We start from the raw sequence: 11,222 nt of genomic DNA, 5'->3' as shown, positions 1-11,222 counted from the left end.
GAGTGGATGCCGAGTTCCCAGGTGTCCCGGAACGCCTTGATCATCTCGGGTTCCTGGGTCAGGTCGTCGTCCGAGCGATCCTTCACGTCGCGCTTGCCCACGAAGGGCTGGAAGTTCGACCCGTATTTGATGCCATAGGGCGGGTCGATGTAGATCATCTGCACCTTGCCGCCCATGCTCTCCTTGGTCAGCAGCGAGTTCATCACCAGCAGGCTGTCACCCGCCACCAGCCGGTTCGACCAGCCCTTTTCGTGATGGTAGAAATCCAGCGCCTGGCGCAGCGGCAGGTTCTCGAACGGCGCCGCGAACAGGTCGGGCTGGCGCCATTGCGACGCCGGATCCTTGCCCTTCAGTCGCCGTGCCGCATTGGCAAGGATCGTCGCCGGGTCCACCCGTTCATGGACATGCAAGGACACGGTATCGACCGCGACGGCCAGCCGTTCGGCCTTGCCGGTCCAGTTCAGATAGGGCGCCTGCAACCGCTTCAGCTCGTGCAGCGCGTCGCGCATGGCATCAGGATCGCCCGAGGCCAGCGCGTCGTCGATCAGCCGCTCGATCCCCGCCCGCGCAGAGTCGAAGTTCAGCACCGGATCCAGATGCGGGTCATGGGCCCAGACCGTCTTGTCGCCATCCGGATCGGTGCCGGCATGAACCATCCCCACCTCGGGGTTGTTCACCCGCGTCTCGCCATGGCGGTAGGACAGCACCTGCACCGGCCCGTCCGGCCTGCGCGCGGCCTTCCTCGTGCCGGTGGTCCGTCGCTGGCGCGGCGCGGCTTCCTCGGTCAAGGTCAGTTCGAACCCATCGTCGTCGCCGTCCTCGTCGTTATCCTCATCGTCCGGGTCATCGGCGGTACGGAAGATCGACCCGCCACGCCCCCTGCCGCGCCCCAGCACCCCCTCGTCGATCAGGGCATCGCGCGCGGCCGCATAGTCGCCCTCGGCAAGCTCGGGCACATGCTCGCGCAGAAGCGCCAGCATGGCCCCGTTGCCGATGGAGGAGCCGTCTTCGGGGGTCAGGGACAGGATCAGGTCGGAAATATCGGGCTTGTCGGTCATTGGGGGCCGGGAACTCACGAAAAGGTCTTGTTTTCCATTACCTATCGCGCCGGTTGTCTTTTTGCACGCGCGAATCAGTTCTTGTCGGACCAGAGCGCGTGCTGCTCTTTCCAGTCGGTCGGGAACGGGTCCGTCAGCTTGGCGAGCGTGACATTCGCGGGCTGGCGGCCGTCCATGATGGCGTCAACGAGTTCCGGGGAAAGAAGCGACAACCGCATCAGCCGCGCCATGTAGGTGAAGGCAATCCCCTCACGCTCGGCCAGTTCGGAAATCGACGCGAACTCGCCCGACTCCAGCATCCGCTTCCACCGGAAGGCGCGGGCCAGCGCCTTGACCAGCGTGCTGTCCGCCTTTCGGGGCGGTGCAACGCCGTCCGGCAGCACCATCTCCTTGCGCCCGCCGCGCTTCACGATGCGGAACGGGACATGGATGGTGACGGTGTCGGGGATCGGTGTGGCGCGGGTCACGCGGCTGCTCCAATGTCGGTGATGATTTCGCGCGCCAGCCCGGCCAGCCCATCCATGCGCAGGCGGACATTCAGGCCTTCGGTGCCGATCTCGACCCGCTCGACCAGCAGGGCGACGATGCGCGTCTGCTCGGCCGGGAAGAGTTCGTCCCACAGCGGGTCAAGCTGCTGGAGGGCTTCGCGCGCGTCGGTTTCGGTGATCTCGCCATCCTGCATGCGCGCGGCCTTCCATGTGCCCGCCACGATCTCGGGCTGGCGGAACACGGCGCGCAACTGGTCGATGACGGCGGCCTCGATCTCGCCCGCAGGCACGCGGCCGATGGGGCAGGCCCCCGCACCGTGCTTCAGCACGGTCTGGCTAACGTAGTAGCGGTAGAGCCTGCCGCCCTTTCGCGTGTGCGTCGGCGAGAAGGCCGCGCCGTCGGGGCCGAAGAGCAACCCCTTCAGCAGTGCGGGCGTATCGGCACGGGTGCGTGCGGCGCGCTTGCGGGGGCTCTCCTGCAGAATCGCATGGACGCGGTCCCACGTCTCGCGGTCGATGATGGCGTCATGCTCGCCGGGATAGCTCTCGCCCTTGTGCACCGCCTCGCCGATGTAGGCGCGGTTGCTGAGCATGCGGTAGATGTATTTCTTGTCGATCCGGTTGCCGCGCGGCGTCCGGATGCCGAGAGTGCCGACCTCCCGCGCAAGCTCCGTGGCGGAGCCGATCTCGACGAACCGGGCGAAGATCCAGCGGACGTGGTCGGCGCGCTCGTCGTCGATGACCAGCTTGCGGTTCTCGACGCGATAGCCGTAGGGCGGCACCCCGCCCATCCACATGCCTTTCTTGCGGCTGGCGGCGACCTTGTCGCGGATGCGCTCGGCAGTAACCTCGCGCTCGAACTGGGCGAACGAGAGCAGGATGTTAAGCGTCAGCCGGCCCATCGACGTGGTCGTGTTGAAGGACTGCGTGACCGAGACGAAAGTCACGCCGTTTCGGTCGAACACCTCGACCAGCTTGGCAAAGTCGGCCAGCGAGCGGCTGAGGCGGTCGATCTTGTAGACGACAACCACGTCGACCAGCCCGTCCTCGATGTCCTCCAGCAGCCGCTTCAATCCGGGGCGTTCCAGCGTGCCGCCCGAGATGCCCCCATCGTCATACTGGTCGCGGACCAGCACCCAACCCTCTGACCGCTGGCTGGCAATGTAGGATTCGCAGGCCTCGCGCTGGGCATGCAGGCTGTTGAACTCCTGCTCCAGCCCCTCCTCGGAGGATTTGCGGGTGTAGACCGCGCAGCGCAGCTTGCGGACGAGTTTCGATTTCTCCGGCGGTTTCGTCATGTCCGTCCCCGGTGGTTCCTGAGCCCGAAGAACACCCAGCCGTTCCAGCGCGTGCCGGTGATGGCGCGGGCGATGGCGGACAGCGACTTGTAGGGCCGCCCCTGCCATTCGAAGCCGTCGGCGGTGACTGTGACGATCTGCTCGACGCCCTGCCACTCGCGGAGCAACCGCGTGCCGATAATGGGGCGGTCTCGATCCGCGCGGATGCTGCGCCTCGACCGGTCGCCGCCGTCCAGTTCCTCGCCCAGCCGCTCCAGCCGCCGGATCGTTTCCGGCTTCAACCCGCCATAGGCGAGTTCCTGAATGCGATAGGCCAGCCGGGATTCAAGGTAGCGCCGGTTGAAGGGCGGCGGCTCGCTGTCGAACAGATTGCGCCACTGCGCCTTCAGGTCGGGCGTCGGCGTGGTCTTCAGCGCGGCCAGACGCGCGGGGATGGGATCGTGGGTCGTCATGCGGTTCTCCGGTGCGTTGGAGTTGCATGACGGCATTGGTCGGCCGGATAGTGTAGGCAACGTTCTCCAGTTTCGTCAGATACTTCACCGCCATCCCGCACCCGCAACCGGATCAGGCCGAGCGCCAGCAGGCCGCACAGCTCGGTGCGGCGCTCGGCGGGCGTCATCAGGTCGGGCGGCAGCGGATTGGGGCGTTTCATGCGGGCCTCGGAGCGGTCGTCTCCTCTGGCCTCTACTCACCGGCAGCGCGAAACGTCCCACGGCGGCACGCCACGACAAACTGCGCCAATCGGACTCGACTCCCGGTTGATCCGTCGCGTAGAACATAATCGGAACAGATTTCACCTTCGCCCGGTGAATCGGACGTGTTGCTTCCGCCTGTGGCAGCGTAATGCGGGCCGTGGAGGCGCAGTCCGGTTCGCGACCGCAAGCGAGAAGATTTCCGGGCGAAAGGAGCTCACGTGGCCAAGAGGATCAGGAATTTCGTCGATCGCGCCTTCTCCAGAACCGTCGATCTCGAACTGCTTTATCGCCTGTTGATCCCCTATCTGGGCCAGATCGATTTCGATTGGGACGGGCTGCCGGAGGACGACGGAAAGCGGCGCGAGGCGATCTTCGGCCTCTTCGCCAGAGCCGACATGCGATTTCCAGCGAAGCTGCAATTCGCCCTCTACAACATCTCGACGCTGTCGACGGATGCCGGCGCCCGGATCATCCAGGAGATCGCCTCGGAAGCCGGGGTGGACGTCCTGTCGGCCTATCGCATCGACGGTGCCGCTGACGATCTGCGATTCACGCCGCGCTTCATGGCGCTGGTCACCTGGCTCGATCACCGTCCGATCTTTGACCGTGCCCTCAGCGCTGCGGCTTTTCTTGCCCACTCCTCCAAGCTCGAACGCGACGCGGAACGGGAGGACGTCGAACTTCGGCACCACGATGCCGGGGTGAAGGATGGGTTCGCGGAGGCGGCGCGGCTGCATTTCGCGGGCCGCTACAACGGGCATTATTGCGACGTTCGCTGGTTCGAAGAGGACGATCTGCTGCGCGTGCTGGTCCTGCACGGTTCCAAGCCCGAGACGAAGAACGTCGACCAGGAAGGCGCCGAGGATACGCTGAAGTTCCGCGAGATCGTGCAATCGACGATCGAGTACGACGAGCGCAGAAGCGCGATCTCCGTGGGCTCGAAGTCCGCAACCGACGCCAAGAAGCTGGTGAAGCTCTTCGGCGCGCATGTTCTCGGAGATGGCGACATTTTCGAGGCTTCGGCTAAGGAGGAACTCTACACCCTCGCTCCCCTACAACGGCGCGGCGAGAGGTTCAGGTTCGCCTTCGATCCCGATGGCGACATCACGCATGTCGCCCTGCGGGAAGTGCGCATCGACGAGGCGCAGCTGACCGCCACGGGGCGCTTGCGTCGCTCGCCGTGGTTTCTGGCGCTCGGCGATTCCGAGAATGCGCTCAGGCGCCTCAAGGATCTGGCTCCAGAGATCGAGGTTGCCGACGTGCGGATCGTGCATGCCAAGATCGACGTCACCATCGAAGTGGACGGCAGCGAAATCGTGGTGCCGGTGACGATCAGACCGCCGCGGACGGTCAGCATGCGCGATCACTCGCACGAACGGCTCATTCTCGAAATGCTGGAAGACAATGAAATCCGCAAACGCCGCCGGACTGATCAGGCTGCTGCTGCAGCAGAGTGATCGCCATCCGATCCGGGCCGTCGGGGCCGCCGAGCTGCTGCCCTACGATCCGCGTCTCATCCGCTCGCTCCGGAACCTCGGGATCCTGACTGAGCGCGAGGATCTGCGCGACGATGGCGCGACCGTCCTGCAGGTCGTCGACGAGGCGCTGGTCGCCATCGACCCGGAGACCGGCGCCTGCGAGCGTCATGACGATGCGCTGGATGTCCAGACCTTCGATATCGATCTCGCCGCGATCTGTCGTGCGATCCGCGAACAGTCGGGTCTGGAGGGTCCCGGCCCGACGCCGATCTCGACGCGGGTGTGGCGGCTCGGCCGATCTTCGCGGCACGGACGGGTGGCCGAGATATGTCTCGTGCGACGGCTGCGCGAGGAAACGGCGCAAGAGATCGTGGATCACGTGCGTGGGGCCATCGATACCGAGACCGCAATCATGCTGGTCAGCCTTGGCCGCTGCGATCTGCCCACCGCTGTCGCCCGCCAGCTCGACCTTCTGCGCATGACAGTGGCGCCTGCCGAAGACCTGCTGCGGGGTGACGCGGCAAATCCCCTGGCGATGGACTTCAGCCGGATTCGTATCTCGTCGGGGCCGGCCGTGCCAGAAGCGCGCCTGGTCGTCGACCGGACAGGACGACGCGTGATCTTCCAGAACGTCGAACTCGCCGTCGAGCCGAGGGACTTCGATGTGTTCGTCCTGCTGGCCGAAGAGGCGGCGGATGCCGGCGGCTGGGTGCTGCGCGGCAGCATTGATGCGGCACTTCGGGCCAGCACAGGGCGAGAGGGCAATCCCGAGCAGGTCGATCGCAGCATCAATCGCCTGCGTGACGTTTTCCGCAAGGAACCACGCCTGCCCGCAGTTCCGAAGAACGGATTCATCGAAACCAAGGCCAAGGTCGGCTGCCGTCTGACGCTCGCCGCCGCCGAGATCGGATTCATGGCCTAGATCCGTTCTCCGGCACCGGGAGGTTTTCGGGAGGTTTTCGGGAGAAGCCCGAGAGATAAATAGTTTCAGCAGGTTGCATCTTCGGCTGGTCACCACGAACGACCAGGACCGAACGACATGCATCCGCCGATTTCCCCCGCCGACCTTGCCACCCTGATCGACGAGGCCGCCGTCGCCGCGCGCCGCCTGCACCGCAGGCTAGTGCTGCCCGCCGCCGATCTCGACGATCTCCGCCAGGACCTGCTGGTCGATCTGATCTGCCGCTTGCCCGGCTTCGATGCGCGGCGCGGCAGCCTCGGCGCTTTCGCCAACATCGTCCTGCGCAACCAGTCATCGCGGATTTCGATCCGTCATCACCGCCAGCGCCGGGCGCAGGGCGGGACGATGCTGTCGCTGGACGTGCCGGCCGCCGGTGCCACCGAGCCGCTGGGCTGCCTGCTGGCGGAAGCCGACGGGCTGTCCACTTGGCACGGTCAGGACGTCTGCGTGATCGAGGATGCCGAGCTGCGGCACGACCTCGCCCGTGCGCTGGGCGATCTGCCCGAGGACGCCCAAAGCCTCTGCGCGGCGCTCGGATCCTGCGCCATCGCCGAGATCGTCGGTCGCGGCGGCACCTCCCGCTCCGCCCTCTACCGCCACATCGCCCGGTTGCGGCTCGATCTCGCCATGCGCGGGTTCGGGGCGCGGTGGGACGGATCAAAGGCGGCGTGAGTAGAGGGGAAAGGAGGAGATCATGTTCATGCCCGTCACCGCATTCACCCCGATCCGGCCCCGGCCGCTCACCGACATCGAGTTCTGCGCCTGGATCGGTCAGGCCGTGCCCGGCGACCGGCTGGAATACCATCGCGGCTTTCTCGGCATCGACACCACGGCGGTGATCTCGACCCTGCCGGAGCCGGAGCGCCGCCGGCTCGGGGCGCTGGCCAGCGCGGCATACCGCGCCTTCGACGCCGCGATGGTCCATCTCGTGCAGGTGCGCGTCGGCCCCGACCGCTTCGCCTATCTCGCCATCGCGCGAACCAAGCCGCGCCATGCGCCGGTCTCGTTCACCCAACTCATCGCGACAGAGGAGGCCGCCTGATGCGCGCCATGCTCGCCTGGATCGGGGATCGGCTGCCGCCGTCCCTCTACTTCCTTCTGGCCGGAAACTCGGCCCCATCCCCCAACGGAGACCACGATATGACCGAGACCAACGGCCCGCTTGCGCGCCTGCGCAAGGCTTTCCGCAGCCTTGAGGATCTGCCGGAGGTGATCCCCGCCGCCTGGCGTCCCGGCAATGCCACCGATCCGCTGCCCGTCGAGACCGCGAGTGTCGACGATATCGCCATCGCGATCGTCGCCGCGAATGCCGAACTCTCTGCGGCCATCCAGCGATCCTCGGCGCTGGAAAAGCTCCATCGTCTGGCCCGTGAAGCTGGGGCTGTCGGCACCGACCGCGCCGTCGATGCGGCACTGACGCGGGAGGGGCACTGATGGCCATGCCGTTCCCCAGCACCGAGGTATCGGCCGAAACTCGCCTCGACAACGCGCCGAAGTTCGACGATCTCGACCACCTCGCCATCGGCGATATCGCTGCCTTGCCGCCCGAGATGCTGCTCGCCCTGCAGGAGGCAGCGCTGGCGGAAACGGCGCGCGTCAAGCGGTTGCGGGACCGTCTGGAGACCGGGATTGGTCAGCGTTACGGCGCTGCCACCGAGGCCGAGCGTGCCGCGCAGGGCAAGACCAGCGGCACGGTGCGGATCGAGGATGCCGGCATCACCGTCATCGCCGATCTGCCCAAGAAGGTGACCTGGGATCAGGATCGGCTGGCCACGATGGCAACCCGGATCCGCGAGTCCGGCGACGATCCGACCGAATATCTCGAGATCGCCTATCGCGTGCCCGAGCGCCGGTTCAGCGCCTGGCCCGAGGCCGTGCGCGACGGCTTCGCATCCGCCCGCAGCGAGACCACCGGCAAACCCGTGTTCCGGCTCGAGACCCGAGACCGGTGACGCGCGGCGGCGGGACGCCCGGACGGCAACACCGGGCAGGTTCCCCTTCGGCACCCGGTCACCCCCGCCGCCGCGCAGCTTCCAATCCTTCGGAGAACAGCATGACTTTCCGTATCATCACTGCCGACGAGCGCCTCTCGGCCGCCGAGAACAAGACCTCGCTGGCGATCTTCGGCCCGCCCGGCGTCGGCAAGACCACGCTGCTGAAATCACTGCCCGCCGAGGAGACCGTCTGCCTCGACCTCGAGGCCGGGATGAAGTCGGTGCAGGACTGGCGCGGGGCGTCGATCCCGGTGCGCAGCTTCAGCGATTTCCGCGATCTGGTCGTGCTGATCGGCGGGCCGGACCCGGCACAGCATCCGCAGTCCTGGTACGGCACCGAGCGCTATGCCTGGTTGCAGGCCCAGCATCGCGACAGCGGCATCGAAGCCTTCCTGGCATCGCGCCGCATCGTCTTCGTCGACTCGATCACCGATCTGACCCGTCAGGCCATGGCCTATGCCCGCCAGCAGCCGGAAGCCTTCTCGGACCGCACCGGCAAGCCGGATGTGCGCGGCGCCTATGGGCTCTTGGGCCGCGAGGTGATCCAGGCGCTGAAGCATTTGCAGCATACCCGCGGCAAGACCGTGATCTTCGTGGGCGTATTGGAAAAGGTGACCGACGATTTCGCCGCCGTCACCTGGCAGCCGCAGATGGAAGGCAGCAAGGCGGGGCGGGAATTGCCCGGCATCGTGGACCAGGTGGTTTCGATGCAGCTGTTCGCCCGCGATGCCGAAGGCGGCTGGGTGCTGGATGAGACCGCATCCGACCGCCGCCTTGTCTGCAAGTCCGGCAATCCCTGGGGCCTTCCCGCCAAGGACCGTTCCGGCCGTCTCGACCTGACCGAACCGCCAGACCTAGGCGCGCTGCTCGCGCGGATCGACGGCCGCGCCTCTCACCAACAAGCCCACACCTCCTGATCCCTGAAAGGAACTGACATGAGCTACGATCTGAACGACGCCCAGCCGCAGATGGCCCCCATCGGCGAACTGATCCCCGACGGTACCTTCGCCAAGGTGCGGCTGACCATCCGCCCCGGCGGGGTGAACGGTGCGACGCCGATGGATGCGGGGCTGCTGAAGGCCTCGCAGTCCAGCGATGCGCGGATGCTCGACTGCGAATTCACCGTGGTCGAGGGCCCGCATGCCCGCCGCAAGTTCTGGCAGAGCTTCACTGTGGCAGGCGGAAAGCTCGACGAGAAAGCCCAATCCATCGGCTGGAAGATCTCGAAATCCACGTTTCGCGCCATGGTCGACAGTGCCCTCGGGCTCGATCCCCGCGACGAAACCCCGGCGACCAAGGCAAAGCGGGTGCTGCCCGGCCTCAAGCATCTCGACGGCATCGTCTTTGCCGCCCGCATCATGGTGGAGCCCGCCTCGAACCCGCAATACCGCGACCAGAACCGCATCGCCAACGTCGTTCTGCCCGACGAGCCGCAGCATACGGCCGTCATGCGTGGTGAAACCGTCCCGCCGGAACCCGTCAACGCCCCGCCGCGCAAGGCCGCGAGCGTCGCGGCGCCGGGCTGGCAGGCGCCGACTCCGGCATGGGGCGCGGCAGCGCAGCCCACTGCGACGGCCGCTCCGACCTGGGGCGCACAGACCGGACCAGCTGCACCGGCCACGCCCCAAACACCGGCACCCGCAGCACCGGGCACCCCGGCGATGCCCGCGTGGCTCAATGGCTGAGGTGCGGCGAAAGCGGCGGTCAGGTGGGTCCGCAGGGTCGCCTGCCGCCGAGCCCGATGGGGATGGGCCGGCAGACCGGCCCATGACCCCCGACGAATGGCAGGCGCATGTGACGCGCGTCGCCGCGCTGGAGATCGGAACATGGCTCGAGGCCCGAGGAAGACTGCACCAACCCATCGCAAGCCTTACCCTCGGCGACCTCGAGGCCATGGCCAGCAACGCGATCTCGCGCTGGATCGTGATGCAGACCGAGAAGCTCCAGCGGGCGGGTTGGCCGCCCGAAGACCCGATCGCGAATTTCTTGCTCGGGTAGCGCTCTGCGCCGTTTGCACGCGGGAGGCTCGCGGCTTCGGCTACGTCCACCGCCTCCAGCATGATCGCTATCCCTATCACCGCTTCTGCTCGCTCCGCTGTCAGGACGTGGGCAGCGCAATCGCCCAAAGGATGAATGGCATGATCGACAAGACCGCCCGCGAGGCACAGGCGATCCGCGACGCGCGGGCGCTCTTTGCCGAAGCGCTGACCGACCTCGGGCTCATGGAGCCTTTCTTCCATCGCACGGCCGCCGATATCGACCGGCTGATCGAGGCGGCCGTCACCGGCTATGTCGACAGCATGTTGGCGCAGGGCGCGCGCAAGGAGCGGACCGGCACCGCCCATGACGATCCGATTCCGTTCTGAGAGGGCCGTCATGATCGATCTGAACAATGAGACCGCCCCCTGGGCCGACCTTCTTGCCGCCGCGACGGCGAATGCCATCACCGACTTCGAGGTCGAGTTCTGTGAGAGCCTGCGCCAGAAGCTGGAGACATTCGGCGCGCGCGCCCGGCTGACCGAGGCCCAGCATCACAAGCTGACCTGCATCGCGCAGGCTGGCGGGTTCTGGGAGCGTGACCAATGATCGACCTGAACCATGGCTCTGGTTGCCTCTATGGCCAAGACGCACCGCGACCGCCGATCGCCGCCGCCGTCTCGTCCGCGATCGATGGCGCCCTGACGGCGCGAAATCGCGCCGAGCGCCCCCGCACCTATGTCAGTTCCTCGGGGCTCGGGCGCGCCTGTCTGCGCCAGATCCAGTTCGACTATCTCGCTGTCCCCAAGGACGAGGGACAGGAGTTCGAACCGCGCATCCTGCGGATCTTCGATGCAGGCCATCGCGCCGAGGACATTGTCGCGGGCTGGTTCCGGATCGCCGGGTTCGACCTGCGCACCGAACGCCCCGATGGCCGCCAGTTCGGCTTCGCGGCCATGGCGGGCCGGTTCAAGGGGCATATCGACGGCTGCTTTGTCTCCGGCCCCGTGGCGATGGATTATCCCGCGCTCTGGGAGAACAAGGCGCTCGGCGCGTCGAGCTGGAAGGATGTGGTCAAGCGCGGCGTCAGCATCGCGCGCCCCGTCTACGCCGCCCAGATCGCGCTCTATCAGGCTTACATGGACCTGCCCAACCCGGCGCTCTTTACCGCGCTAAACCGCGACACGATGGAATTGCACACGGAACTCGTGCCCTTCGATGCCCGCCTTGCGCAGGAGATGTCGGATCGCGCGGTCGGGGTCGTGCAGGCGTC

15 protein-coding genes and 1 pseudogene are annotated in these 11,222 nt (G+C 66.7%); 11 read left to right on the top strand and 5 right to left on the bottom strand.

Annotated features, from left to right (window positions below; translation table 11 throughout):
- The 4 genes and pseudogenes from WMK75_RS11205 to WMK75_RS11190 form a co-directional block, all read right to left on the bottom strand.
- Positions 1-1,076 (bottom strand): annotated as a pseudogene (locus WMK75_RS11205) (site-specific DNA-methyltransferase); the annotation flags it as partial.
- Positions 1,077-1,132: 56 nt separating this feature from the next.
- A complete protein-coding gene (locus WMK75_RS11200; RefSeq protein WP_347267758.1) occupies positions 1,133-1,525 on the bottom strand; it encodes a hypothetical protein in 393 nt (130 codons plus the stop codon).
- Complete coding sequence (locus WMK75_RS11195) at positions 1,522-2,844, bottom strand: recombinase family protein (RefSeq protein WP_347267757.1); 1,323 nt, start codon at positions 2,842-2,844, stop codon at positions 1,522-1,524. Before WMK75_RS11195 ends, WMK75_RS11200 begins: the two co-directional genes overlap by 4 nt.
- Positions 2,841-3,296: a DUF2924 domain-containing protein gene (locus WMK75_RS11190; protein ID WP_347267756.1), complete on the bottom strand. Its 456-nt coding sequence runs from the start codon at positions 3,294-3,296 to the stop codon at positions 2,841-2,843. Before WMK75_RS11190 ends, WMK75_RS11195 begins: the two co-directional genes overlap by 4 nt.
- Positions 3,297-3,757: 461 nt before the next feature.
- Between WMK75_RS11190 and WMK75_RS11185 the strand changes: the two genes are divergently transcribed.
- The 11 genes from WMK75_RS11185 (at position 3,758) to WMK75_RS11135 (ending at position 10,558) form a co-directional block, all read left to right on the top strand.
- Positions 3,758-4,996 (top strand): hypothetical protein, encoded by a 1,239-nt coding sequence (locus WMK75_RS11185; RefSeq protein ID WP_347267755.1) that lies wholly within the window; start codon positions 3,758-3,760, stop codon positions 4,994-4,996.
- Complete coding sequence (locus WMK75_RS11180; RefSeq protein WP_347267754.1) at positions 4,944-5,939, top strand: hypothetical protein; 996 nt, start codon at positions 4,944-4,946, stop codon at positions 5,937-5,939. Before WMK75_RS11185 ends, WMK75_RS11180 begins: the two co-directional genes overlap by 53 nt.
- A 117-nt stretch (positions 5,940-6,056) precedes the next feature.
- Positions 6,057-6,650: a hypothetical protein gene (locus WMK75_RS11175; RefSeq protein WP_347267753.1), complete on the top strand. Its 594-nt coding sequence runs from the start codon at positions 6,057-6,059 to the stop codon at positions 6,648-6,650.
- 22 nt (positions 6,651-6,672) lie between these two features.
- Positions 6,673-7,020: a hypothetical protein gene (locus WMK75_RS11170; protein WP_347267752.1), complete on the top strand. Its 348-nt coding sequence runs from the start codon at positions 6,673-6,675 to the stop codon at positions 7,018-7,020.
- Positions 7,020-7,412 (top strand): hypothetical protein, encoded by a 393-nt coding sequence (locus WMK75_RS11165; RefSeq protein ID WP_347267751.1) that lies wholly within the window; start codon positions 7,020-7,022, stop codon positions 7,410-7,412. The genes WMK75_RS11170 and WMK75_RS11165 overlap by 1 nt, the downstream gene beginning before the upstream one ends.
- Positions 7,412-7,930: a hypothetical protein gene (locus WMK75_RS11160; protein WP_347267750.1), complete on the top strand. Its 519-nt coding sequence runs from the start codon at positions 7,412-7,414 to the stop codon at positions 7,928-7,930. The genes WMK75_RS11165 and WMK75_RS11160 overlap by 1 nt, the downstream gene beginning before the upstream one ends.
- A 101-nt stretch (positions 7,931-8,031) precedes the next feature.
- Positions 8,032-8,889, top strand: a complete 858-nt coding sequence (locus WMK75_RS11155; RefSeq protein ID WP_347267749.1) for an ATP-binding protein — start codon at positions 8,032-8,034, stop codon at positions 8,887-8,889.
- Between the two features lie 18 nt (positions 8,890-8,907).
- Positions 8,908-9,657 carry a hypothetical protein gene (locus tag WMK75_RS11150; protein WP_347267748.1) on the top strand — a complete coding sequence of 250 codons (750 nt, stop codon included), beginning with the start codon at positions 8,908-8,910 and terminating at the stop codon, positions 9,655-9,657.
- Between the two features lie 82 nt (positions 9,658-9,739).
- The gene (locus tag WMK75_RS11145) at positions 9,740-9,970 is read left to right on the top strand and encodes a hypothetical protein (protein WP_347267747.1); all 231 of its coding nucleotides are present in this window, start codon (positions 9,740-9,742) and stop codon (positions 9,968-9,970) included.
- A 140-nt stretch (positions 9,971-10,110) separates the two neighbouring features.
- Complete coding sequence (locus WMK75_RS11140) at positions 10,111-10,338, top strand: DUF6511 domain-containing protein (RefSeq protein WP_097031834.1); 228 nt, start codon at positions 10,111-10,113, stop codon at positions 10,336-10,338.
- A 10-nt stretch (positions 10,339-10,348) separates the two neighbouring features.
- Entirely contained in the window at positions 10,349-10,558 is a 210-nt protein-coding gene (locus WMK75_RS11135) for a hypothetical protein (RefSeq protein WP_347267746.1), read from the top strand.
- On the opposite strand, the gene WMK75_RS11130 is transcribed toward WMK75_RS11135, so the two are convergent.
- Positions 10,504-10,929 (bottom strand): hypothetical protein, encoded by a 426-nt coding sequence (locus WMK75_RS11130; RefSeq protein ID WP_347267745.1) that lies wholly within the window; start codon positions 10,927-10,929, stop codon positions 10,504-10,506. The genes WMK75_RS11135 and WMK75_RS11130 overlap by 55 nt on opposite strands.
- Positions 10,930-11,222 lie beyond the last annotated feature (293 nt).

This window comes from Paracoccus sp. (in: a-proteobacteria) (assembly GCF_039808215.1).
Taxonomy (GTDB): Bacteria; Pseudomonadota; Alphaproteobacteria; order Rhodobacterales; family Rhodobacteraceae; genus Paracoccus.
This window is presented reverse-complemented; position numbering and strand designations above follow the sequence as displayed.